The sequence below is a fragment of the Ancylobacter rudongensis genome (genome assembly GCF_900100155.1).
In the GTDB taxonomy this organism is placed as follows: Bacteria; Pseudomonadota; Alphaproteobacteria; order Rhizobiales; family Xanthobacteraceae; genus Ancylobacter; species Ancylobacter rudongensis.
This window is the reverse complement of the sequence record NZ_FMTP01000008.1, coordinates 54,266-77,489: the sequence shown is the minus strand read 5'-3', so window position 1 is coordinate 77,489 and position 23,224 is coordinate 54,266. Positions and strand designations below refer to the sequence as shown.

Annotated in this window: 22 protein-coding genes; 8 read left to right on the top strand and 14 right to left on the bottom strand. The window is 70.5% G+C overall.

The window, feature by feature from the left end:
* Window positions 1-75 precede the first annotated feature (75 nt).
* The 8 genes from BLO63_RS17665 to ribA all read right to left on the bottom strand — a co-directional run bounded on the left by BLO63_RS17665 (window position 76) and on the right by ribA (window position 8,248).
* Window positions 76-831: a sulfite exporter TauE/SafE family protein gene (locus BLO63_RS17665; RefSeq protein WP_091443336.1), complete on the bottom strand. Its 756-nt coding sequence runs from the start codon at window positions 829-831 to the stop codon at window positions 76-78.
* Between the two features lie 33 nt (window positions 832-864).
* Window positions 865-1,629 carry an SDR family NAD(P)-dependent oxidoreductase gene (locus tag BLO63_RS17660; RefSeq protein ID WP_091443333.1) on the bottom strand — a complete coding sequence of 255 codons (765 nt, stop codon included), beginning with the start codon at window positions 1,627-1,629 and terminating at the stop codon, window positions 865-867.
* A complete protein-coding gene (locus BLO63_RS17655; RefSeq protein WP_091443330.1) occupies window positions 1,626-2,996 on the bottom strand; it encodes an MmgE/PrpD family protein in 1,371 nt (456 codons plus the stop codon). The genes BLO63_RS17660 and BLO63_RS17655 overlap by 4 nt, the downstream gene beginning before the upstream one ends.
* Window positions 2,993-4,498, bottom strand: coding sequence for a tripartite tricarboxylate transporter permease (locus BLO63_RS17650; RefSeq protein ID WP_244517944.1), 1,506 nt, complete (start codon window positions 4,496-4,498; stop codon window positions 2,993-2,995). Before BLO63_RS17650 ends, BLO63_RS17655 begins: the two co-directional genes overlap by 4 nt.
* Window positions 4,486-4,977 carry a tripartite tricarboxylate transporter TctB family protein gene (locus BLO63_RS17645; protein ID WP_091443324.1) on the bottom strand — a complete coding sequence of 164 codons (492 nt, stop codon included), beginning with the start codon at window positions 4,975-4,977 and terminating at the stop codon, window positions 4,486-4,488. Before BLO63_RS17645 ends, BLO63_RS17650 begins: the two co-directional genes overlap by 13 nt.
* 145 nt (window positions 4,978-5,122) lie before the next feature.
* The gene (locus tag BLO63_RS17640; RefSeq protein WP_091443320.1) at window positions 5,123-6,079 is read right to left on the bottom strand and encodes a Bug family tripartite tricarboxylate transporter substrate binding protein; all 957 of its coding nucleotides are present in this window, start codon (window positions 6,077-6,079) and stop codon (window positions 5,123-5,125) included.
* A 119-nt stretch (window positions 6,080-6,198) separates the two neighbouring features.
* Window positions 6,199-6,903, bottom strand: a complete 705-nt coding sequence (locus BLO63_RS17635) for an FCD domain-containing protein (protein ID WP_091443317.1) — start codon at window positions 6,901-6,903, stop codon at window positions 6,199-6,201.
* Window positions 6,904-7,093: 190 nt separating this feature from the next.
* Window positions 7,094-8,248, bottom strand: coding sequence for a GTP cyclohydrolase II RibA (gene ribA / locus BLO63_RS17630; protein ID WP_091443314.1), 1,155 nt, complete (start codon window positions 8,246-8,248; stop codon window positions 7,094-7,096).
* Between the two features lie 111 nt (window positions 8,249-8,359).
* Here ribA and BLO63_RS17625 point away from each other — a divergent pair, with 111 nt between their 5' ends.
* Together BLO63_RS17625 and BLO63_RS17620 are read left to right on the top strand one after the other, a co-directional pair.
* The gene (locus tag BLO63_RS17625; RefSeq protein ID WP_091443311.1) at window positions 8,360-9,109 is read left to right on the top strand and encodes a RibD family protein; all 750 of its coding nucleotides are present in this window, start codon (window positions 8,360-8,362) and stop codon (window positions 9,107-9,109) included.
* Window positions 9,096-9,662: a cytochrome b gene (locus BLO63_RS17620; protein WP_091443309.1), complete on the top strand. Its 567-nt coding sequence runs from the start codon at window positions 9,096-9,098 to the stop codon at window positions 9,660-9,662. Before BLO63_RS17625 ends, BLO63_RS17620 begins: the two co-directional genes overlap by 14 nt.
* A 20-nt stretch (window positions 9,663-9,682) precedes the next feature.
* On the opposite strand, the gene BLO63_RS17615 is transcribed toward BLO63_RS17620, so the two are convergent.
* Genes BLO63_RS17615 through BLO63_RS17600 form a run of 4 tightly spaced genes read right to left on the bottom strand, consistent with a single transcriptional unit; the run spans window position 9,683 to window position 12,966 of the window.
* Window positions 9,683-10,519: a class I SAM-dependent methyltransferase gene (locus BLO63_RS17615; RefSeq protein ID WP_091443307.1), complete on the bottom strand. Its 837-nt coding sequence runs from the start codon at window positions 10,517-10,519 to the stop codon at window positions 9,683-9,685.
* Window positions 10,516-11,562 (bottom strand): glycosyltransferase family 4 protein, encoded by a 1,047-nt coding sequence (locus tag BLO63_RS17610; RefSeq protein WP_091443305.1) that lies wholly within the window; start codon window positions 11,560-11,562, stop codon window positions 10,516-10,518. Before BLO63_RS17610 ends, BLO63_RS17615 begins: the two co-directional genes overlap by 4 nt.
* Before the next feature lie 10 nt (window positions 11,563-11,572).
* A complete protein-coding gene (locus tag BLO63_RS17605; RefSeq protein ID WP_091443302.1) occupies window positions 11,573-11,974 on the bottom strand; it encodes a 6-pyruvoyl trahydropterin synthase family protein in 402 nt (133 codons plus the stop codon).
* 8 nt (window positions 11,975-11,982) lie between these two features.
* The gene (locus tag BLO63_RS17600; protein ID WP_091443579.1) at window positions 11,983-12,966 is read right to left on the bottom strand and encodes a zinc-dependent alcohol dehydrogenase; all 984 of its coding nucleotides are present in this window, start codon (window positions 12,964-12,966) and stop codon (window positions 11,983-11,985) included.
* 151 nt (window positions 12,967-13,117) lie between these two features.
* Between BLO63_RS17600 and mdoH the strand changes: the two genes are divergently transcribed.
* The 5 genes from mdoH (at window position 13,118) to BLO63_RS17575 (ending at window position 18,286) form a co-directional block, all read left to right on the top strand.
* Complete coding sequence (gene mdoH / locus BLO63_RS17595; protein WP_091443300.1) at window positions 13,118-14,932, top strand: glucans biosynthesis glucosyltransferase MdoH; 1,815 nt, start codon at window positions 13,118-13,120, stop codon at window positions 14,930-14,932.
* Between the two features lie 151 nt (window positions 14,933-15,083).
* Window positions 15,084-16,151: a rhamnan synthesis F family protein gene (locus BLO63_RS17590; RefSeq protein ID WP_091443298.1), complete on the top strand. Its 1,068-nt coding sequence runs from the start codon at window positions 15,084-15,086 to the stop codon at window positions 16,149-16,151.
* Between the two features lie 199 nt (window positions 16,152-16,350).
* A complete protein-coding gene (locus BLO63_RS17585; RefSeq protein WP_244517942.1) occupies window positions 16,351-16,833 on the top strand; it encodes a hypothetical protein in 483 nt (160 codons plus the stop codon).
* A 151-nt stretch (window positions 16,834-16,984) separates the two neighbouring features.
* Window positions 16,985-17,188, top strand: a complete 204-nt coding sequence (locus tag BLO63_RS17580) for a hypothetical protein (RefSeq protein ID WP_091443294.1) — start codon at window positions 16,985-16,987, stop codon at window positions 17,186-17,188.
* 183 nt (window positions 17,189-17,371) lie between these two features.
* Entirely contained in the window at window positions 17,372-18,286 is a 915-nt protein-coding gene (locus BLO63_RS17575; RefSeq protein ID WP_091443292.1) for an alpha/beta hydrolase family protein, read from the top strand.
* Between the two features lie 3 nt (window positions 18,287-18,289).
* Here the strand turns inward: BLO63_RS17575 and BLO63_RS17570 are convergent, their stop codons facing one another.
* Complete coding sequence (locus BLO63_RS17570) at window positions 18,290-19,651, bottom strand: phosphohexomutase domain-containing protein (RefSeq protein ID WP_091443289.1); 1,362 nt, start codon at window positions 19,649-19,651, stop codon at window positions 18,290-18,292.
* A 202-nt stretch (window positions 19,652-19,853) separates the two neighbouring features.
* On the opposite strand from BLO63_RS17570, the gene BLO63_RS17565 reads away from it, so the two are divergent.
* Entirely contained in the window at window positions 19,854-21,296 is a 1,443-nt protein-coding gene (locus tag BLO63_RS17565; protein ID WP_091443287.1) for a mannose-1-phosphate guanylyltransferase/mannose-6-phosphate isomerase, read from the top strand.
* A 19-nt stretch (window positions 21,297-21,315) separates the two neighbouring features.
* Here the strand turns inward: BLO63_RS17565 and atzF are convergent, their stop codons facing one another.
* Window positions 21,316-23,142 (bottom strand): allophanate hydrolase, encoded by a 1,827-nt coding sequence (atzF, locus tag BLO63_RS17560; protein ID WP_091443285.1) that lies wholly within the window; start codon window positions 23,140-23,142, stop codon window positions 21,316-21,318.
* Between the last annotated feature and the right edge of the window lie 82 nt (window positions 23,143-23,224).

The following is a 23,224-nucleotide window of genomic DNA, read 5'->3' as shown; positions in this document are numbered from 1 at the left end:
ACCGGCGGCGCGGCCGGCCTGATTAGCTGATTGCGCGCCGGTCGGCCAGTTCGTCGGATGGCGGCGGCCGGAGCGTCACATCGCCAGCGCCCGCAGCCCCTGGAGGGTGAGCACCAGCCCGCCGAGGATCACCACGGCGTCGAGGACGCGGATATGGGCGCCCTCGGACAGGGTGCCGACCAGCCGTCGCGCGAGGAAAACGCCCGGCGTCGCCGCCAGCCCGATCAGCACCGCCATCACCCAGGAGGCGGGGGAAAGCGCGCCGGCCGCCTGGAACACCGCCACCTTCACTGCGCCGAGCACGAGCGAGATGCCGGCATCGGTGGCGATGACAGCCGCGCCGTTCAGCCCCGCCGCCAGCAGGATCGACAGCAGCACCACGCCGGTGCCGGCCGTGCCGCCCATCAGCAGCCCGAAGCCGGCGCCCGCCGCCATCAGCCCCGGCCCGTCGAGATGGCCCTTCAAACGGCCCAGCCAGTGGCGGACGGGAATGGCCAGCATCAGCACCGCGCCGATCACCACCGACACGCCGGCCCCCGACAGGCGGGTATAGCCATAGGCCCCCAGCGCCGAGGTCGGCAGCGCCACCGCGATGACCAGCGCGGCCCGGCGCGGATCGAAGGCGCGGCGGAAGGCGAACAGCCGGCTGGTATTGGACAGCATGGCGGAGACGGCGATGACCGGCACCACCGCCTCGGCGCCGATGATCGGCAGCAGGATGGGCGGCATCAACAGGCCCGGCCCATAGCCGGTGACACCGCCGGCAATGCCGGCGACGAAGGCGACCGCCGCCACCAGCGCATAATGCAGCAGGCTCACATCCCCGAGCATGGCGGCTTGCGTCCTCCTGGGTGGCGCTCCCCACTAGGGCAAAAACGCGCCGCCATTGACGTGGATCGTCTGGCCGGTGAGGAAGCGGGCCTGTGGGCCGGCGAGATAGGCCACCATCGCCGCCACTTCCTCCGCCGTGCCCTCCCGCCCCAGCAGGGTCTGGTTGCGGGCATGGTGGGCCGGGTTCTTCTCGGCCGAGGCGTGGCTGCGGTCGGTGCCGATACGGCCGGGCGAGACCAGGTTCACCGTGATGCCGCGCGGCGCCAGCTCCACCGCCAGCGCCTTGGTCAGCCCGTCCAGCCCCGCCTTGGCGGCGACCACATGGGCGCGGTTGGGGGCGCCGGTATAGGCGGTGAGGCCGCCAATATTGATGATCGCGCCCGCCGGCGAATCGGCGAGATGCGGGATGGCGGCGCGGCAGAGCAGGAAGGCACCGTCGAGGCAGATGCCGGTGATCTCCCGCCATTCCGCTAGGCTCATCGCCTCCACCGGCTTCTCGCGGCGGATGGCGGCGTTGTTGACGAGCACATCGAGCCGGCCGAAGCGCTCCAGCACATGGGCGACGATGAGATCGGCGGAGGCTTCGCGGGCGACGTCGGCCAGCACCGACGTCGCCGGCGTGCCCAGCGCCTCCAGCTCATGCACCACCTGTTCGGCCGCGTCCCGGTCCGAGCGGGCGACGATGACCACCGCCATGCCCGCCGCCCCCAGCGCATGAGCGATGGCACGGCCGATATTGCGCGAGCCGCCGGTGACGATGGCGACGGGGCGCGCGGCACCTTCCGCAAGGGCGCTCATGCGCTCTCTCCCATCCGTACCGGTCCGCCGGCGGCGATGGCGTTTATGGCCGCAAAGAGTGCTTCCGCCGCTGCTGCGTCGCCGCCGCCAAAGGCGACATTGGCGTTGAATTTCGCGATCAGCTCGGCATCGGAAAGCGGCTCGCGCGCGCCGCCGCGCATATGCGGCTGGCGGATCTCGCGCACCGAGCCGTCGGTCAGCGTCGCCCGGAGATGCCCGGTGAAGTTGTTTGGATACTCATCCGCGGGGTCGATCTCGTAGGAGATTTTCGCCGCCAGGGCTCGCACATCCGGGCGCAGCGTCTGTGCGTCGGTGAACTGCACCAGCCCGGCCGCCCCGTCGAGAAAGCCCACCGCCATGCAGAAGGGGGTGGAGAATTTGCCGGCATAGCCATTCGGCACCGCCTGCTTGGCGGCCAGCGGCTCCCACAATCGGTGCACCGTCCCCTCGCCGACCTTGCAGACGAGGCGGACGATCTCCTCCGCCCGCACGCCCTGGCCAGCGAGCGCGATGGCGCAGTCGATGAAGGGCTGGGTCATGGTTCCGCAGGCATAGGGCTTGAAGGCGATGGTCGGCATGATCCAGTCCTCGCCCAGCCCGTCCAGCAGCGGCCCGAAATTCGCCGGTTTGGAGGGGGCGAAGGCGCGGAAGAAACCGTGTCCGCCCTCGAACACGCTCGCCGGCCCGATGAAGCCGCCCTCCGCCAGCAGCGCCGCGCGCAGCCCGGCCTGTGCCGCCGCGCCGGGGTGCAGCCGCTTGGTCCAGGAGCCGTCGGCGAGATATTCGATGATGCCGGAGGCAAGGCTCCCGGCAATGCCCAGCGCGTTGGCGAGGCGCGCCCGGTCAAGCCCGATGGCGGCGCCCACGGAAGCCGCCGCCGCCATGGCGCCGATCACCGCCGTTGGGTGGAATCCTGCCTTGTGGATCGCCTGCGGCGCGACGAGGCTGAGCCGGCTCATCAACTCGGCGCCGATGGCGATGGCGCGCATGACCGCCGTGCCGTCCAGCCCGCGATGCTGGGCGATGGCGAGTGCCGCCGGCACTACCACCACGCCGGCATGCACCGGCCCGCCCTCGAAGGTGTCGTCATAATCCTCGCCATGCGCCGCCGTGCCGTTGACCAAAGCGGCGTCGTAGAGGTTCAGCCCCTGCGCATGGCCGATGGCGGTGCAGGGCCCCGTGCCGGCGGCGCTGGCCCGCGCGGCGCTGGTATAAGTCTCGTGCCGGGCGGCGAAGGCGAGGCCGGAAATGTCGAGCAGCAGGCGCCGGCTCACCGCCTCGGCGGCCGGCGGGGGCGCGGCACTGACGGCAAAGGCCGCCAGCCGGCCGGCGACGGTGTCCTCGGAGAGCGCGCGGTGCTGGTTCACGAATGGGTTTCCTGCAGCTGGGTCCGGCGCGCGTCGCGGTATTCGCGGGCCAGCGAGAAGGCAATGAAGAACAAGGCGGCGCCGAGCAGGCCGACGGCGATCGGGTCCTCGACGAAGATGTGGAAGTCGCCCCCCGAGAGCACCAGCGAGCGGCGATAGCTCGATTCCACCATGTGGCCGAGCACGACGCCGAGGATCATCGGCAGCACCGGGAAACGGGCGAGCCGCATCAGATAGCCCATAAGGCCGAGGGCCAAAGCAAGGCCGAGATCGAACGGGCTGTTGTTGAGGGTGAACAGGCCCGACAGGATGAGCGCGAGAATGAACCCGGCGCGGTAGGGGCGCGGCCGGTTCACCAGCCAGATGCAGGCTGGCAGGATGAGCACGCCGACGCCGATCTGGGCGATGATGGCGATCAGCGAGCCGACATAGAGGCTGTCGATCACCTGCGGGTTCTGCTCGAACAGGCGCGGGCCCGGCAGCAGCCCGTGCATCAACAGCCCGCCGAGCAGCACGGCGGTGGAGTTGGAGCTGGGAATGCCGAAGCTCAGCAGCGGGATCAGCGCGGTGGAGGCGACGGTGTTGTTGGCCGCCTCCGGCGCGGCGATGCCTTCTTCCGACCCCTTGCCGAATTTCTCCGGCGTCTTCGACCAGCGCCGCGCCTCATTATAGGACATGAAGGCGGCGACCGAACCGCCCCCGCCGGGCGTCAGCCCCTCGAACAGGCCGAGGAAGCAGCCGATCGCCTGCGAGCGCCGCAGCTTGCGCATCATCGCCCAGCCGGGCAGGCGGATGCGGATCGAGCCGCCCAATTGGGTGACGGTGGTGGAGCCGGACTGGCTCATCAGCTCGGTCAGCGCGAACAGGCCGACCATTACCACCACAGGCTCGACGCCGCTGAGCAGGTCCGCCACGTCGAAGGTGAAGCGGGTGACGCCGGAGATCGGGTCGGTGCCGACGGTGGCGATCATCAGCCCGACCACCGCCGAGGCGAGGCCCTTCAGCAGCGAATCCCCGCTCATCGAGGCGATGACGCTGAGGCCGAGAATGCCGAGGGCGAAATAGGAGGTCGGCCGGAACGCCAGCGCCAGCCAGGACAGCGGCTCGGTCAGCAGCGCCAGCATGGCGAGGCCGAACAGGCTGCCCACCACGCCGGACATCAGCGAGATGCCCAGCGCCTCGCCGGCCCGTCCCTGCCGGTTCAGCTCATAGCCGTCGATGACCGTCGCCGCCGAGGAATTGGTGCCCGGGGTGCGGATCAGGATGGCCGGGATCGAGCCGCCATATTCCGCGCCGATATAGACGCAGGCGAGCAGCGCGATCGCCATCGCCGGGTCCATCGTGTAGGTGAAGGGCAGCACCAGCGCCATGGTGATCGAGGCCGAGATGCCCGGCAGCGCCCCGCCCAGAATGCCCCAGGTCAGCCCCATTATGGCGACCAGCACCAGCGGCGTGGCGGTGAGAAGATGGACGATGTCCCAGAAAGTGGTCACAGGAGCCATCCCTGAAAGAGGGTGCCGGCCGGCTGGTGAACGCCCAGCAGCTTGACGAAGATCGCCCAGTAGAGCGTGGCCCCGCCCAGTGCGGCGGCTGGCACCACCCAGCTGCGGGCGGCACCCTCATAGAGCGCGACGCCGCCGATCAGCAGAGCGACGGCGAGGAAGTAGCCGATGACGGGCAGCAGCACGACATAGGCGCCGCCGATCAGCAGAAGGCCGATGGCGCGCGGCAGGGGCGCGCCTTCCTCTTCCTCGGCGGGAACAGCCGCCGGCACCGTGGCGCGGCGGGCGGCGTAGGCGACAAAAGCGGTGCGGGCGATCAGCGCCAGCCCGATAAGGGCGAGCAGGCCGGCCAGCAGCCGGGGCAGGCCGGTGGCGCCGATCTCGTCCGAGAGCGTGCTCTCGGCGATCGAGCCGGTGGCGATGTAATAGGCGGCGGCGAGGGCGACGAGGACGCCGCCGCTCAGGAAGTCCCGTTTCATGGTGCGTTCCTCGAGGCGGAGAGGGCAGCGCGCGGCGCCGACCCTTTGCCGGCGTCGGTTCGTGGTCCCCGCGCCGGGAGCTTTGCCGGCGCGGCTTCCAGTTCGCGGCGCCGGAGGCTTCGCCGGCGCCGCAGGGGGCGAGGGCCTATTTGACCGCGCCGGTTTCCTTCAGGAACGCCTCGGTCGTGTCGGCGAAGTTGGTAATGAAGGCCTGGTACTGCGCGTGCGGGATGAAGTTCGGCACCAGCACTTCTTCGGTGTAGCGCTTCTTGTAATCGGGGTCGGCGAGCACGTTCTTGATCGCCACGTCCCAGACCTTGGTGACATCCTCCGGCAGCCCCTTGGGGCCGGCGAGGCCACGGAACTTCACCAGCGAGACGTCGTAGCCACTTTCCCTCACGGTGGGCACGTCCGGCTTCTCGGGGATCCGCTCGGGATTGAAGGTGGCGAGCAGGCGGATCGTGCCGGCGGCGAGCTGCGAGCGCAGCTCCTGGATCTCGCCGATGCCGATGTCGAGCGTGCCGTTCATCACATTGAGCATCATGTCGCCGCCGCCCTCATGGGTGACGATGGCGGCGTTGACGCCGGCGGCGCGCTTGAGCTGTTCGGCGGCCTGGCGCTCCAGCGAGGCCGGGTTGGCGGCGCCCCAGCGGCCACGCTCCTTTTTCGCCTTGTCGATCACGTCCTGCAGCGTGTTGAAGGGGCCATCGGTGCGGGTGTAGATCACCTCGCTGTCGGCGAACAGATTCACCAGCGGCTCCAGGTCCTTATAGGTGGCGGACGGCTTGGAGAGCAGCGAAGTGTAGATATAGGTCGGCGTGGTGGCATAGAACACGCTGCCATCGGCCGGCGCCCCTGCCACGCGCGCCACCGCCTTGGCGCCGCTGCCGCCCTGCACGTTCTCGACGATGAAGGTCGCGCCGATATATTTGCCGAGATATTTGGTCAGCTCGCGCAGGAACACGTCGCTGCCGCCGCCGGGGCTCGAATGAGTGACGAGGGTGACGACCTTGTGCGGATAGGCGAGCGGTTCGGCGTGAAGGCTCAGCGTGCCGAGCCCCATGGCGAGTACGGCCAGAAGGCCGGTCAGGGTCTTTCGCATGGACTTCCTCCCAGGGTGCGGGGCCGCCTCTGCCGGGCGGTCTCCCGATGATGGTGTGACGTCACGTTCTCAGCGCATCGGCGTCTCCCGTTGGCGCGGGCGGTCCGCCTGATATGTCGTCAGGCGCGGCGCTCCTCCGCATGGGCGAGTGACACGGAGCGGGCCAGAAGCCGCTCCTTGCCGCGCTCGACATGGTCGAAGCTCGTCTGGTAGGCGGCGAGGGGATCGCCCTGCTCGATCGCCGCGACGATGCGGGCGTGCTCCTCGTTGGAAAGCTCCAGCGTGTTGCCGGTCATCAGATTGCCGGCGCGGTAGAGACGCAGCTGCTTGACCAGCCCGCGATATTGCGCGGTGAGCACGCCATTGCCGGCCTGCTCGACGATGAAGTCGTGGAAGGCGAAGTTCAGCGGGTAGTAGCGGTCGAAATCATGCGCCCGCGCCGCCTCCGCCATCTCATCCAGCATGGCGCGCAGCGGCGCGACCACGCCCGCTTCCATCCGGCCGGCGAGAAGCTGCGCGGCATAGCCGAACAGCGCCGCGCGCACCCCATACATCTCCACCACCTGCGCGATGTCGAGGCTGCGGATGAACACGCCGCGATTGGGCAGCAGCTCGACCAGCCCCAGCGCTTCCAGCGAGCGCAGCGCCTCGCGCACCGGGCCCCGGCTGACGCCGAAGGTGGCGGCGAGCTGGTTCTCGTTGATCCGCCCGCCGATGCTGAGCCGGCCATCGAGAATCATGCTCTCGATCTCGCGCTCCAGCAGCATGGGCAGCGAGGTGAGGCGCAGGAAGCTGACATCATGGGCGGCGGAGGAGGACGACATGCGCTGAGCCTACGCCGCGAGTGTAAAGTGTCAACAATTTAATGTCGCCATATTGCATTCGACACCACGCCGTGTGCGGCGGCCGCCCGGTCGACAAAGAAAAACCCCGGCTCGGAGGAGCCGGGGTTGAGGCGGGCCTTCAACGGGAAGGCCTGGGGAACGCGAAGCAAAGGAAAGGGCGGCGGCGCCGTCAGCCGCAGGAGGTCGGCGCGTGGTGGTCGAGCGCGTCGAGATCGAGGAAATGGCCGGCCCGGTCGCGCTTGGCGGCGAGATAGCGGATATTGTCGTCGCCGCGCCTTCCGTGGGCGCGCTCGACGCCGGAAACCTGCAGCCCCGCGCGGGTGAGCGCGGCGATTTTCTCGGGGTTGTTGGTCATCAGCACCACCCTCTCAAAGCCGAGCTGGCGCAGCATGGCGGCGGCGAAGTCGAAGCGGCGGCCGTCGAGATCGAAGCCGAGAGTCTCGTCCGCCTCATAGGTATCGAGCCCGTCGCTCTGCAGGCGATAGGCGCGCATCTTGTTGGCGATGCCGTTGCCCCTGCCTTCCTGGTCGAGATAGAGCAGCACCCCGCCGCCGGCCTTCGCCATCGAGGCGACCGTCGTGCGCAGCTGGTCGCCGCAGTCGCAGCGCAGCGAGCCGAACAGGTCGCCGGTCAGGCAGGCCGAATGCAGCCGCACCAGCACCGGCCGCGCAGGATCGGGCGTGCCGACGATGACGGCCACCTGTTCGCGCATGCCCTCGCCGCCGCGAAACACCACGAACTCGCAATTGCGGGCGGTGAGCAGCGGCACCGGGGCGCGCGAGACGATTTCCACCCGGGTCGCGCGGTCCTCGCCGAAGCCGGTGATCGCCTCGGCCCGCACGGTCAGCGCCGGCAGGGTCAGCGCCGCCGGGGCGAGCGGGCCCATCAGCACGGCGGGCAGCATGAGGGCGAGGGTGGCGAGCTGCAGCGCGGCAGCAGCAGACTGGTCCGGCTCGACCAGATCTTCGTCCAGCCCGTTGCCGGCCAGTCCGCTCATATCCTGCGCGATCAGCGCCTGCACCCGCGCGCTGGCGAGCTCCGAGGCCGGGATCGCCATCGGCTGTGCCCATTCCGGCCGGCCGAGCGCGCGCAGGCGCGCGGGGGTCAGCACCAGCTGCAGCGCGCCGCCGGTCAGTTCATTCAGCGCCGCCAGCCGCCCGGCATCGGCGAATTCGGCGCTGGCGACCAGAAAGAGGCGACCGGCCTGCGCGAGAATGACCGGGCGCCCGGCGCGCATCTCGGCGATGGCGCGCTCCGCCTCGGTCAGGGAGCTGTCGCCGAAGAGGCTCGCAATCGTACCTTCGCCCGCCGCGCTATTGGTCATTTGAGGCCTCTTCCGCTGCACCATTTCCGCATCTCGCACGTAGTAGTTACGGATGTAGGGCGCGAACGGACCAATGCTGCCAGTGCCCGCGCATCGCGCCGGGAGTGATTCATGTCAAAGCTGCGGGGGGCTACCTTGAATCGACGCGAGATACCGATCGATCCGCTGGCCGCGCTCTACGAGCCGATCCTGCGGCCGCGCACGACGCCCTTCGTGGTCGCCCAGCTCGGCCAATCGCTGGATGGACGGATCGCGACTCCGACTGGAAAATCCCGCGATATCAATGGCCTGTGCGGCCTCGACCATCTGCACCGGCTGCGTTCGCTGGTGGATGTGGTGGTGGTGGGCGTCGGCACGGTGATGGCGGACGATCCCCGGCTTACCACCCGCCGCGTTCCCGGCCGCAGCCCGGCGCGCGCCGTTATCGACCGCACCGGCCGCTCGCCGCGCGACGCCAAATGGCTGGAGGCGGACGGATGTCACAGGATTGTGTTCACCCGCAATAGCGCTGGCTGGCCCAACGAGGTCGACCGCATCGGCCCGGAGGGGGAAGCGGAGTTTTTCGAGCCGGCAAAGCTCATCGACGCGCTGGCGGTGCGCGGCCACCGCACCATCCTGATCGAGGGCGGGGCGTCGACCATTTCACGCTTCATCGACGCCGGGCTGGTCGACCGGCTGCATGTCTGCGTCGCGCCGATCATTCTCGGCTCGGGCCGCGTCGGCCTCGCGCTAAAGCCGATCGACGGGCTGGAGGGCGCGCTGCGCCCGCGCGTCGATACCTATCTGCTCGACGACGGCAATATTCTTTGCGACTGTGACCTGCGGCGGACCGGCGAGGGAGGGGCGCATGTCGGCTTCTGATCGGAACGTGCCGGACGTGCCTGCGCGATATGGCACCACGGCCCGCGCGCTGCACTGGGTGGTGGCGCTCATCGTCATCGGCCTCATCCCGCTCGGGCTTTACATGGTGGCGCGCGGCGAGGCGACCGGCTTCGATGCGTTGACGGGCTCGCTCTACAGCCTGCACAAATTCATCGGCTTCCTCGTGCTGTGGCTGATCGTGCTGCGGGTGCTGGTGCGGCTGCGCGGCGCCCCGCCGCCGGAGGCGACGCTCACCCCGTTCGAGCGCCTGGCCTCAGGCGCCGTGCATGCCGGTCTCTATGCGCTGCTGCTGGTCGTGCCGTTGCTGGGCTGGGCCGGGGTGTCGGCCTATCCGGCGCTGAACGTGTTCGGCCTGTTCGATGTGCCGGCGCTGCTGTCGCCGGACGAGGCGCTTGCCAAGCGCATTCTCGGCCTGCACGGGCTGCTGGCGAAGATTCTCGGGGGGCTAGCGCTGCTGCATATCGCTGCCGCGCTCTACCATCGCTTCCTCAAGCGCGACGGGGTGATGGCGCGGATGTGGCCGCCCTTCTGAGGCGGCAGCACCGGCGCGCCTCAGGCATGGGCGAAGATGTCCCGATGGCCGATCCTCACCGTCTCCGCCGTCGCCCGCGCCTGCGCCCATGCCGCGAATTCGGCCCGCCGTGCCGGCTCGATCTCGCCGGCCGCCGTCGCGAAGCCGTCGGTGAGGGCGCGGATCAGCGCGGCATGGGCCGGGCCGAGCACCCACGGGCTGGTGCCGGCCCCGTATGTGTAACCGTGCTGGCGCAGCAGCTGCGCCAGTGCCTCGCTTGAGGCCGGGCCCAGCGCCGGCCCGAACCCCTTGTCGCCGCGCTGGTGGCGGTTGAAGGCGGCGATCACCCGTCCGTCCAGTGGCGCGGCCGGCAGCCATTCGGCTTCGCCATCATAGTTCAGCACGGCATAGATCGGCAGCTTGCGCGCCGCCAGCCGGGCGACGAGGCGCTCCAGCCAGTCCTCGGAGACGAGGTCGAACAGCGCCGCGGCCGTCACCAGCTCCGCCCCGACATCGGCGAAGTCGAGGTCGCGGACGGTGAGGTCGGCGCATTCGAAGCGCACCTCGATCACCCGCCCGTCCCGGTGCAGTTCAAGGCCGTCGCCGCTTGGCCGCGCCGTCTCGGCCCAGTCGGCAAGGTCCTTGCGCGCCCGCTCCAGCAGCGCCGGGTCGCCGTCGATCAGGTGCCAGCGTTGGCGGGGCGGCAGCTCGCCGGCGAGCCCGCGCAGATTCGAGCCGGTGCCGCAGCCGAGATCGACGATGGTGAGCGCCTCGCGTTCGGCGAAATGGGCTCGCATCCGCGCCGCCTGCGCGGGGTTGCGGGAGGCGTGGTCCACCGGCTCGCGCAGGGCGAGCCAGTCGGCAGCAAAGCCGCTCATCGGGGCATCTCCTTCAGGGCGGCGATCAGCACCGCGGCAGTCTGCGTCCAGGTCGGCAGGGAATGACCATAGTGCCACGCTTCGTCCGCCATGCGACGGCGGCGGTCCGGGTCGTCGAGCAGCCGGCGCAGCGCTTCGGCGAGGCTGCCGGCATCGCCCGGTTCGGCCAACAGCGCGGCCGCCGGCGGCACGGTGTCGGGAATGGCGCCGGCGCGCGTGGCGACAACCGGCAGGCCGCGTGCCAGCGCCTCGGTCAGCCCCATGCCATAGCCCTCGAACAGCGAGGCGGTGACGAAAAGATCGGCGGCATCGAATTCGCCGGCCAGCGCTTCCGAGGGCAGCGTGCCGGTGAGGCGGATACGCTCCCCCAGACCCAGGGCGGCGATGCGCGCCTGCACCCGCGCGGTCTCCGCAGGGTCGCGATCGGTGGCGCCGACGATATGGCAGGTCCAGTCCTGCGCGCGCAGGGTCGCCAGCGCCTCGACCAGCACGACATTGGCCTTGCGCGGGATCACCGCGCCCACCGCCAGCAGCCGCACCGGGCGCCCGGTGCCGGTGGCGCGCGGGCAGGGGTCGGTGCCGGGCAGGGCGACGCTCAGCCGTGCGGCGGGCACGCCATAGTCCTGCGCCAGCAGCCGGGCGGTGGCGGGGCTGGTGGCGATCACCGCCTGCGTCTGCGCCAGCGCCGCCGTCTCGCTGGCGAAAAGCTGCGCGCGCTGGCCCGCATCCAGCCCGCTCTCCAGCGCGAGCGGGTGGTGCACCAGCGCCGCCAGCGGGCGGTCAAGCGCCCGCAGCAGCGGCGCCGGCAGCGCGCCGAGCGCGAGGCCATCGATCAGCACGGGCTGGCCGGGCGGCAGGGCGCGCAGGGTCTGCGCGCTGGCCTCCAGCTCCGCCGGCGAGGGGAAGGGGAAGCCGCCGGGCAGCGCGACATGGGTGAGCCTGCCCCCGGCGCGCGGCGCTTCCGCGATCACCCGGCGGTCATAGGCATAGCCCCCGGTGGGGAGGCCGATATCGCCGGGAATGGCGAAGGCGAAGCCGGTCACGCCGGGCGCCTCAACTGAGGCCGGATTCGAAGCTGGCGCGGGCGAGGTCGGTCTCGTGCAGGGTGACGCGGATCTTCGACAGCCCATGCCCTTCCGCGCCCAGCGCACCGGCCTTGGCGGCGGCGGCCATCGCGTCGAAAATGTGCCGGGCGAGAAACTCCGTGGTGGTGAGTTTTCCGGCGAAGTCCGGCAGCGTGTCGAGATTCTGGTAGGCGAGCGGCGCCAGCGTCTGCTTCAGCACGTCGAGCGCGGCGCCGATATCGACCACGACGTTTTGCGCCGTCAGCGCCTCGCGGAAGAAGGCGACATCGACCACGAAGGTGGCGCCGTGCAGCCCCTGCGCCGGGCCGAAGAACCGGTCGGGCAGCGAGTGGGCGATCATGATGCGGTCGCGGACTTCGACAGAGTACATGGAATTCCTCATCGGTAATCGAGCAGGATCGCCAGCGCGTCCTCGCCCTCGGTCAGCAGGGCCGGCAGTCTTTCGGGCGCCTCGTCGAACGCGACGACATGCGTGACCAGCTGGTCGAGCCGCGCATCGTCGAGCAGGGCGAGGGCCTTGGCCAGCCGGCGCGCATGCGGCCAGCGTGGCCGACGCGATGCAGATACGGAACCCACCTGCGAGCCGATCAGTTGCAGCCGCCGGCTGTGAAAACTTTCCCCCAGCGGCACGGTGGGCGCGTGCCCGCCATACCAGCTCACCTCGACCACTTTCGCCTCGAACGCCGCCGCCGCCAGCGCAGTGGTCAGCCCGGCGGCGCTGGCGCTGGTGTGGAACACGAGGTCGGCATCATCGGAGATCGCATCGGGTCGGGCGAAAGCGGCGCCGAAGTCTTGTGCCAGCGCGGCCCGCGCGGGGTTCACGTCCACCAGCGTCACCTCGGCGCCGGGAAGCTTGGCGGCGAGCGCGGTCAGCAGCAGGCCGATCACCCCGCCGCCGACAATGGTGATGCGGTCCCCCGGCCCGGCGCCGGAATCCCACAGCGCGTTGAGCGCGGTTTCCATATTCGCCGCCAGCGTGGCCCGCTCCGGCGGCAGCCCGTCCGGCACCGCCATCGCCGCCGCGACCGGCAGGCGATAGAGGTCCTGATGCGGGTGGAGCGCGAAGATGGTGCGGCCCAGCCATTCCGGCGGGCCTTGTTCCACCACGCCAACGCTCTGGTAGCCATAATGGACCGGAAAGGGGAAATCGCCGTTCTGCAACGGCGCGCGCATGCGCTGGTGCTCGCTCGCCGGCACCGCGCCCTCCAGCACCAGACGCTCCGTGCCCCGGCTCACCGCCGAGGCGAGGGCGCGCACGGTCAACGTGTCGTCGCCGGCCGGGTCGAGCGGGGCGCGGCGCAGTTCGTAGCGCCCCGGCGCCACGCACCAGAGCTGCCCGGCTGTCTCAGACTTTCCGACCATCACCAAAGGGCACTCCCCTGCCGTATTCGCGTGCATAACAGCATCACGGTCCGGTTAGATCCCCAAAACCGCGTGAACCGTCCGCCCCGGGCTGCGTACAAGCTCAGCGAAGTGCCGCAGGGGCAGTTCGGTTGGTCGAACAGAGGACCGCATGAGTCTGGATGAGAAGGTCGCCGAAGGGCGTTTCATTCCCGCCGAACGGGCGGAGTACCGGACGCCGACCGGCGTGCAGTCGCTGCGGCAGCTATTCCGCCGGCGGGCGCTGGTCTTCACCCTGATCGGCGCGACCTATGCCGGGCTCGTCGCCCTGTTCGCCCATCTGCTCGGCCATGGCGGCTTCACCGTGCTGGACGGGTTCCTGCTGCTGGCCTTTTGCCTCTCCACCCCCTGGACCATTCTCGGCTTCTGGAACGCGGTGATCGGCCTGTGGCTGCTGCACGGTCCGGGCGATGCCCGGCGCTCGGTCTATCCCTATGCCGGGCGGGCCGCGGATGACGCGGCGATCACCTCGCGCGTCGCCATGGTGATGACGCTGCGCAATGAGGACCCCGCCCGCGCCTTCGCCCGGCTGCGCGCCATGCAAAGCGAGATCGCCGCCAGCGGCGCCGGCGCAAATTTCGCATGGTTCGTGCTCTCCGACACCACCCAACCCGCCATCGCCGCCACTGAAGAGGCGCTGTTCGCCGCTTGGCAGGCCGAGCTTGGCGAGGACGCGGCGCTTCACTACCGCCGCCGCAACGAGAACTCAGGGTTCAAGGCCGGCAATATCCGCGACTTTCTCGACCGCTGGGGCGATGGCTATGAGCTGATGCTGGTGCTCGATGCCGACAGCTTCCTCGGCGCCTCCGCCACGCTGCGCCTCATCCGCATCATGCAGGCCAATCCGCGCCTCGGCATCCTGCAGAGCCTCGTCGTCGGCCTGCCCTCGCCCTCGCCCTTTGCCCGCATCTTCCAGTTCGGCATGCGCCACGGCATGCGCTCCTACACGATGGGCGCGTCCTGGTGGGCGGGCGATTGTGGGCCCTATTGGGGGCACAATGCCGTCATCCGCGTCGCCCCGTTCAAGGCGCATTGCCACCTGCCCGTCCTGTCCGGCACCGGCCCGCTCTCCGGCCACATCCTCTCGCACGACCAGATCGAGGCGGTGCTGATGCGCCGCGCCGGCTATGAGGTGCGGGTGCTGCCGGAGGAGATGGACAGCTTCGAGGAGAACCCGCCGCATCTGACCGAATTCACCCGCCGCGACCTGCGCTGGTGCCAGGGCAACATGCAGTATTGGCGGCTGATCGCCCTGCCGGGGCTCCGGCCGATGAGCCGGTTCCAGATCGCCTGGGCGATGCTGATGTATGTCGGCGCGGTCGCCTGGATGGCCTTCATCGCCCTCGCCGCGCTCAAGGTGTTCGATACCGAGCGGGCCGACGGCCCGTTTCCCGCCGCGCTCGGCCTCACTCTGTTCGCCACCATGTTCGCGATGAGCCTGGCGCCGAAGGTCGCCGGCTTTCTCGACGTGCTGCTGCGAAAAGGCGAGCGCCGGCGCTATGGCGGCACCGGCCGGCTGGTCGGCGGGGCGCTGTCGGAATTCGTCTTCTCGGTGCTGCTGGGCCCGGTGGTGGCCTTCCGCATCGCCCTGTTCATGGTCGGCCTCCTGTTCGGCCGCACCGTGACCTGGGAGGCGCAGTCGCGCGATGCCCAGCGCCTGTCCTGGCGCACCGCCCTGGCCGGGCTGTGGCCGCAATTCCTGTTCGGCGGCGCTCTCGCCGGCCTGCTCACCGCCTTCGCGCCGGGGACTCTTCCCTGGGCGCTGCCGGTGCTGGTTGGCCTGATGGGCGCCGTGCCCTTCGCGGTGCTGACCGCCGAGCCGGCGCTCGGGCGCTGGCTCGCCCGGCGCGGCCTGTGCGCGACGCCGGAAGAGGTTGCCCCCACCGGCAGCCTGCGGGCGCTGGAGGTCGCCCACCGGGCCGCCTGAGGCGGGGGGCGCTCCTCGCCTGCGGGCCCGCCCGGCGGTGGGATCGGCGCGACGCCTTCCATATGGTAAGGGGGATGCCATGGGGCTCCGGTGATGCCGGCGCCTGAGCAGACGCTGTCGCCGGGCAGGGGCGGCTTACGGCGAGCGATCGATGAATATCAAGAAGCACTACCGCAGGGCCTATGTCCGTCTCGTCAGCTACCGATTGCCGATCCTGCGGGCGCGCCTTGACCGGCTGCTGCGCCGCGAGGCCGTCCCGGTGGAGCTTGCGGGCCAGCTGCACCATCCCGGCAATGTGCACGCGGTCTTCCTCATCTGGCAGCCGCACCAGACCCCCTGGTATGTGACGAACGCGCTGGAGGCGTTGGCGCAGGCCGGCATCAACGTCACGCTGGTGGTCAACCATCCGTTGAGCGAGGCGCGGCTGGCGGAGCTCACCCCCTGGGTGGACCGGCTGATGCTGCGGAACAATGCCGGCTTCGACATGGGGGGCTACCGCGACGCCATCCTGTCCTTCGCCGGGCGTCCGCCCGAGCGGCTGTTGGTCCTGAACGACAGCGTCTATTATCTCCGCGCCGGCCTCGTCGAGATGTTCCGGAGGCTCGCCACCTCGCCGTCCGATATCTGCGCGACCTATGAGAACTGGGACCATCACCACCACATCCAGTCCTTCTGCTATTCGATCTCGCGCCATGTGCTGGAGCAGCCGGCCTACCAGCGCTTCTGGCAGCGCTACCTGCCGGTCAATGTCCGCCGGTGGGCGATCAACAAGGGCGAGGTGCGCAGCTCGCGCTGCATGATCCGCCAGGCGCGCTCGGTCGAGGTGCTGTTCACCCCGGCGCGGCTGCGCGAGGCGCTCAATGGCCTCGATCCGGCGGAACTGCGCGACCTCGCGCCCTATCTGCCGATCGACCTGCGGCCGGCGCTGCGGGGCGCGAGGCTGCGGCAGGAGCCTCTGGTCGCTCAGCTGCTGGACGCCGTCATGGCCCGCTCGCAGATCCATACGGGCGGCTTTCTCTACCGCCGTTTCCTTGGCGCGCCGCTGATGAAGCGCGATCTGGTCTATCGCTCGCAATATCACCTGCATGAGCTGGAAACGCTGCTGCACGCGATCGGCGAGGAACACCACGCGCCGGACATTCTCACCGAGATGCGGGCCAAGGGCATTGGCGGCCAGCTGCGCGGCCGGGCGCGGATCCGGTTCGATCTCGACCTGTAGCGCCCGTCCTCCGCCTTTGCTCGCACCCTCGCGCCGGCGACAGCCAGGGCGTGCTCTAGCCATGGCGCGGCTTCGCGCCGATAAGGTGAGGATGGAACCCGCTCCGCCCCCCGCGCCTCTCGTTCCGGCTGCCTCTCCGCCTGGCGGCGAGGGGCCCCGTTCGCACCCGCGCCGCCGCGCCCGCTTCCGCGAGCGCCCGGTGCGGGTCGCGCTCGGCTTCCTGTTTCGGCTGATCTGCGCGCCGCTGATCCTGCTCGACGAGCTGGTGCGCCCGCTCTACCGCCCGCTGATCGCCCGCCTCGCGGCGCTGAAGATCATGCACGCCTTCGAGCGCTGGGTCGCCGCCCGCTCGGTCTGGACCATTCTTGTGCTGCTGGCCGTTCCCTACGCCACGATCGAGCCGCTGAAATTCGTCGCGCTGGTGTGGATCGCCGGCGGCTGGCCCAAGGCCGGCACGGTGCTGTTCCTCATCGCCTATCTCCTCAGCTTTGTCATCATCGAGCGCATCTATTCCGCCGGCCGGGCCAAGCTGATGACCCTGCCCTGGATGGCCTGGGTGATCCTCACCCTCGCCACGCTGCGCGACCGGGTGGTGGCGGCGCTGCGGCTGGACCGGCTCAAGGCCGGCCTGCGCCGCACCGCGCGCGATCTCCGGCGCCGGCTGGCGCTGCTGTTTCGCTGAGGCGGTGTGCGCGATCATCCCAAGGGATGGGGTCGCCCACATCCATGGATTATCCGGCTAAGCGCAGGCGTGATACCGGCGCGCCGGACCCCCGCCTAACCTCCTGGTCATCGGCGCCGCATCCCGCGGGCCGGAAATCAGGAGAACCGCCATGAACAAGATCCTCACCCTGGCCGTCCTGTCCACCTCGCTCGTGCTCGGCGCGGTCTCGGCCGAAGCGGCTGCCACCCGCCCGGCGCCCGCCTCCGCCCAGACCGTCGTCGAGGGCCGCAACATGACCGAGAGCTTCGCCGCCCGGAACGGCGCCGCCGCGATCCGCGAGCAGGTGGAAGCCAATATGCGCTCCGCCGGCTGAGCACGGCACCGCCCTTCAAGCCTGTCGGCCCGGTCCCCTGACCGGGCCGAACGCATTTTGAGGGCTGCCGGCGCCCTTCATCGCTGTTGCCTTCCGCAGCCTCAGGGCAGCTATACTTACCAAAAATGCGGGGGCGGCTTTCGACCGTCGGTCCGATGTCGGGGGGTGACGGGAGGCAGGAGCATGGGCTTTGGCACGCCGCGCGCGGTGAGCATCGCCTGCCGGGATGGCGTTGAACTTGGCGGCCATGTCTGGCCGGCGACGACGGCGGGCCAGATCCACGGCGCGGTGGTCATCAACCCCGCCACCGGCGTGGCCGCGCGCTATTACCACCGCTACGCCCGCTTCCTCGCCGGCCATGGCTTCGATGTGCTGACCTTCGACTATCGCGGCATCGGCCTGTCCCGCCCCGCCCGCCTGCGCGGCTCACCTTATCGCTGGCGCGACTGGGGCGAGCGCGATGTCGACGCGGCGCTGGGCTTCCTGGCGGCGCAGTCCGCCGCGCCGCTCATGGTCGTCGGCCATTCCATCGGCGGCTTCCTGCCGGGCCTCGCGCCGAGCGGCGCCGCCATCACCCGCATGCTGACCATGGGCGCGCAATATGCGTGGTGGCGCGACTATGCCCCGCGCCAGCGCGCCGGCCTGTTTCTGAAATGGCATGTCGCCATGCCGGCTCTCACCGCGCTTTTCGGCTATTTCCCCGGCAAGCGGCTCGGCTGGCTGGAGGATCTGCCCGCCGGCGTCGCCCATGAATGGAGCTTTCGCGGCCCCCGCTTCGAAGCCAGCCATCCCCGGGCCGAGCGCGCGGCGGCGCGTGCGCGCATGGCGGCCGTGCGGGCCGAAATCCTCGCCGTGGCGATGAGCGACGATCCGCTCGGCACGGTGCCGGCGCTCACCCGCACGCTGGCCTATTACACCGGCGCCCGGCGCACGCTGGTCCGCCTCGCCCCCGCCGATTATGGCCGCGCGGCGATCGGCCATTTCAGCCTGTTCCACGACAGCCATGCGGACGGCTTCTGGCGCGACACGCTCACCTTCCTGCGCGAGGGGCGCAACCCCTGGCCGGACCATGTGGTGGCGGCGTTGCCGCCGGGTTGAGCGTCAGCCGCCTTCGATCAGGGCGGTGATCTCCTCGACCCGCCGCGCCACCGTTTCCGGCGCGCCCCTGGCCTCGACATTCAGCCGCAGCAGCGGCTCGGTGTTGGAGCGGCGCAGATTGAGCCGCCAGTCGCCGAAGTCGAGCGACAGCCCGTCGGTCTCGTCGCGTGCCGGGTTCAGCCCGGCAAACGCCGCCTCCACCCGCGCCACCGCGGCGGCGGGGTCCTTCAGCCGGAAATTGATCTCGCCGGAGGAGGGGAAGGCCGCCATGCGGGCCGACACCAGCGCGCTGAGCGTCTGCCCGCTGCGCCCCATCAGTTCGGCCACCAGGAGCCAGGGGATCATGCCGGAATCGCAGCACATGAAGTCGCGGAAATAGTGGTGCGCCGACATTTCCCCGCCATAGACCGCACCGGTGTCGCGCAGCGCCTGCTTGAGGAAGGCGTGGCCGGTGCGCGCCTGCACCGCCCGCCCGCCGGCGCGGGCCACCTGGTCCTGCGTGTTCCAGATCACGCGCGGGTCGTGGACGATGGTGGCGCCGGTCTCCTTGGCGAGAAACACCTGCGCCAGCAGGCCGACAATGTACTCGCCGGGAATGAACCGCCCGGTCTCGTCGAACAGGAAGCAGCGGTCGAAATCGCCGTCCCAGGCGACGCCCATATCGGCGCCGGCCGCCACCACCGCCTCGGATGTCACCGGCTGGTTCTCCGGCAGGAGCGGGTTGGGGATGCCGTGGGGAAAGCGCCCGTCCGGTTCATGGTGCAGCCGCACGAAGCTGAGCGGCGCCCCGCGCGCCGCAAGCGCTTGCGACAGCGCATCGAAGGTCGGCCCTGCCGCGCCATTGCCGGCATTGACGAGCAGGGTCAGCGGGCGCAGCGCGCCGGTGTCGACGAAGGAAAGCACACGCTGGACATAGGCGGCGCGGGCGCCTTCCGCCGGCCGGACGTGGCCGCCGGGCACATCAGGCAGGTCGGGGCCTTCCGCCAGCGCCTGGATCGCCGCCAGCCCGGTCGCGGTGTCGAGCGGGGCGGAGCCGGCGCGCACCAGCTTCATGCCGTTATAGTCCATCGGGTTGTGCGAGGCCGTCACCTCGATGCCGCCATCGGCGTTGAGGTCGGTCACGGCGGCGTACATTTCCTCGGTGCCGCACAGGCCGAGATCGAGCACCTCGACCCCGCCGGCCACCAGCCCCTCGATGCAGGCCGCCGCCAGCGCTTCCGAGGAGGCGCGGCAGTCGCGGCCGATCACCACCCTTTTCGCCCCCAGCCCTTCGACGAAGGCCCGGCCGATGCGGCGGGCGATCGCCTCGTTCAGCTCCGCGCCGAGCCGTCCGCGAATGTCATAGGCCTTGAAGCAGGTGAGCATGGCCGGGCCTTTCCGTGCGTCGGCGCAGGCGGGACCCCGGCGCGCCGCCCTCGGCGATACGGATTTCGCGGCGCGAGATCAAGACGATTGATCTGTCTTGCTTTTTGATCTGTCTTGCCTTTCGCCCGCGCGCCGCCCACACTTCCCGCGCGGGCACGGCTCACCGCGACCCCGAACGGCTCACCGCGACCTTCAAGGCTTCATGGCACATCTCTATCCCGTTCTTCTCTGCGGCGGCTCGGGCACGCGCCTGTGGCCGCTCTCCCGCAAGAGCTTTCCCAAGCAGTTCGTCAAGCTGGGCGAGGGCGAGACGCTGTTCCAGGCGGCGGCCCGGCGCCTGTCCGGCCCGGATGTGTGCCCGCCGCTCATCGTCACCAATGCCGATTTCCGCTTCATCGTCACCGAGCAGCTCGGCGAGGCCGGCATTGCGCCCGGCGCGGTGCTGATCGAGCCCAGCGCCCGCAACACCGCTCCCGCCATTCTCGCCGCCGTGCATTATCTGGCGGCGCGCGATCCCGACGCGCTGCTCCTCGTGATGCCCTCCGACCAGGTGGTGCCCGACAGCGCGGCGTTTTCCGCCGCGGTGCGCGCCGGCCTGCCCGCCGCGCAGGCCGGGCGCATCGTCACCTTCGGCATCCGCCCGACCCGGCCGGAAACCGGCTATGGCTGGCTGGAGCTTTCCCATGCGCCGGAGGGCGAGGCCCTTGCCCCGGTGCCGCTGCGCCGCTTCGTCGAGAAGCCGGACGCCGAGCGCGCGAGTGCCATGCTGGCGGACGGGCATTATCTCTGGAACGCCGGCATCTTCCTGTTCTCGGTCGAGACCGCGCTGAAGGCCTTCGCGGCGCATGCGCCCGATATGCTCGCCCCGGTGCGGCAGGCGGTGGAGGAGGCGGCCAGCGACCTCGATTTCCTGCGTCTCGCCCCGGAGCCGTGGCAGCGGGCGCAGGATATCTCCATCGACTACGCCATCATGGAGCGCTCGGACAATCTCGACGTGGTGCCCTTCGCCGGCGACTGGTCGGATCTGGGCGACTGGGCCTCGGTGATGCGCGAGGGCGTGGCGGACGGCGCCAATGTCGTCGCCCATGGCCCCGTCACCGCCATCGACTGCGCCGATTCGCTGCTGCGCTCGGAGGCGGAGGGGCTGGAGCTGGTCGGCATCGGCCTCACCAACATGCTGGTCGTCGCCATGCCGGACGCGGTGCTGGTGGCCGATCGCTCGCGCTCGCAGGAGGTGAAGCAGGCCGTGACCGCGCTGAAGGCGCGCGGCGCCCGGCAGGCCGAGCATTTCCCGAGGGACCACCGGCCCTGGGGCTGGTTCGAGACGCTGGCGCTGGGCGAGCGCTTCCAGGTCAAGCGCATCGTCGTCCACCCCGGCGCGGCGCTGTCGCTGCAGAGCCATTACCACCGCTCCGAGCACTGGATCGTGGTCTCGGGCACGGCGCGCGTCACCATTGATGGCGAGCCGCGGCTGCTGACCGAGAACCAGTCGGTCTATATCCCGCTCGGCGCCGTTCACCGGATGGAGAACCCCGGCAAGGTGCCAATGGTGCTGATCGAGGTGCAGACCGGCACCTATCTCGGCGAGGACGACATCATCCGCTACGAGGATGTCTATGCGCGCGGGCAGGGCGCAAAGGGCTAGCGCCAAGGGCTAGCGGCGCCTAACCCTCGGCCAGCGCCGCCCGCCAGCCGCCCAGCGCGGTGATGTCGCGCCCGCCGCGCAGGCCGTGCGGCTCGCACAGGAAGCCTTTCACCGTGCTGCCGTTCTCCAACTCCACCGTGCCGATGGTGAGCGGGGAGGGGATGCCGGCGAGGAAATCGCCGAAAGCCGTGCGCGGCAGCGCCCAGATCTCCACCGCGATCGGCCCGCCGCGCCCCTCGGAGACGCGCACCAGCCCCGGCCGGGCCGGCGGTCCGCCGTCGAGGGCGTGCAGCCGATAGTTCGGGCCGGTATGGCCGGCGCGCAGAAAGCGCCCGCCGCGCGAGGTCAGCTCGCCATTGAGCGGCAGGCCGGACATGTGGGCGCCGCAGACCGCAAGGGCGATCTCGTCTTCCGCGATCTCCACAGCCGCGATTTCGCTTTCCGCGATCTCGTCTTCGGCGATCTCGCTTTCCGTCGGCCCGACGGCGGCGGACGCGGCGGCCCCTCCGCGCTCGACCCACAGCGCCAGCGCGGCGGCACGCGCGTCCTCGCCCCTGCGAGCCAGCACGGTGAGGCTGCCGGGGCGCCCGTCCGGGCGCGGCCCGGTCGGCACGGCGATGCCGCACATATCCAGCAGGTTGACGAAATTGGTGTAGGTACCGAGCCGGCTGTTCGGCCCGAACGGGTCGGCCGCCACCTCCTCCAGCGTGACGAAGCAGGGGATGGTCGGCACGCAGAGGAGATTCGCCCCCTGCAGCGCCTGCGCGCAGCTGCGCCGCAGCTCCTCCAGCCGGTAGAGCCCCTTGAAGGCGTCGACGGCGGAGAATTTCAGCCCCGGCGCGAGGATCGCCCGCGTCGTGGCGTGCAGCGTCTCCGGCGCCTCGGTCAGCCGCGCGCCCACCGCCGCCACCCGCTCGGCGACCCAGGGGCCGGCATAGAGCAGCTCGGCCACGGCGTAGAAGGGGGCGAGGTCGATCTCGCGAATGCGCGCCCCGCTTGCGTGCAGCCGTTCCACCGTGGCGCGGAAATGGCTCGCCTGCGCGGTGTCGCCGAAGGTGCGCAGGCTGGCCTCGTCCGGCACCGCCACTGTCGCCGCCGGCAGCGGCAGCGGCGCGAGGCGCGGAGTGGGCGGAGCAGGCATCCGGCGCGACCAGGGATCGGCGGCATCGAAGCCGGCGGTGAGCGCGAACAGCTCCCACGCCTCGGCGACGCTCTGGGCGAAGAGCGAGACGGTGTCGAGCGTGCGGCAGGCCGGCACCATGCCGGCCGAGGACAGCGCCCCGAGGCTCGGCTTCAGCCCGACAATGTCGTTGAACGCCGCCGGCACCCGGCCCGAGCCGGCCGTATCGGTGCCGAGGCTGAACGCCACCAGCCCGCGCGCCACCGCCACCGCCGAGCCGGAGGAGGAGCCGCCCGGCACCAGCGCCGGGTCGATCGCGTTGCGCGGCACCGGATAGGGCGTGCGCACCCCCACCAGCCCGGTGGCGAACTGGTCGAGATTGGTCTTGCCGAGGCAGATCGCGCCCAGAGCCCGCAGCCGCGCCACCACGAAGGCATCCGCCCCGGCGAGATGGACGAAGCCGGGGCAGGCCGCCGTGGTCGGCATGCCGGCGACGTCGATATTGTCCTTCACCGCATAGGGAATGCCCCAGAGCGGGCGCCCGTCCGGGCTGCCGAGCGCGCGCGCCTCGGCCAGCGCCCCGGCGCGCGCCTGATGCAGGAAGATGCCGGGATCATTGAGCGCGTCGAGCCGGGCGAACGCCTCCTCCACCACCGCTTCCGGCCGCAGCCCCCCAGCATAGGCAGCCCGCAGCGCGTCAAGGGTGAAGGTGAGATCGCGCGGCATCGGCAAGACCCTTGGCAAACGGCTGGGGAAAGGGTGGCGAGAAAAAGGGCGGCGGACAGCGCATTGTATGCAACGTTGCCGC